Origin of the sequence: Stenotrophomonas sp. GbtcB23, assembly GCF_019091045.1 — a bacterium.
GTDB classification, from domain to species: Bacteria; Pseudomonadota; Gammaproteobacteria; order Xanthomonadales; family Xanthomonadaceae; genus Stenotrophomonas; species Stenotrophomonas rhizophila_A.
Window position 1 is genome coordinate 1 of record NZ_JAGXKC010000252.1, and the last position, 358, is coordinate 358.

1 protein-coding gene is annotated in these 358 nt (G+C 60.6%); it reads left to right on the plus strand.

Going from position 1 to position 358, the window contains the following annotated elements; all coding sequences use genetic code 11:
* The coding region (locus tag KVS69_RS18995) for a hypothetical protein (protein ID WP_217539523.1) at positions 1-358 on the plus strand (358 nt) is incomplete at both ends.

Here is a 358-nt window from a genome sequence, read left to right on the forward strand (position 1 = left end):
TTGTTCCTGGTGTACAGCATCCACTCCGGCCAAGGGCACGCGAACAAGCGGTTGGTCGGCGAGTACCCGCTGGAGGCGCCGCCTCCGCTGCCGTCAATCGACTTTTCCGACGCGGCACTGGTGCTCTATGAGGGGAATGATGCAACCCAGGAGGTGGTATGTAGACGATCGATTCCCTACAGCGCGTTCAACCTCGGCGGGAATTCGGGCTGCATCAACGACGAAGCGCGCTCGCTGCGCATTCTCAAGGCGAAGAAGGGGACCATGATCCGTCTATTCGGCGGGTATAACCACGTTCGCGGGGAAGGGTACGCCTTCATCTACATCACCAGCGACATCACGCTGCCGCAGACCGTCG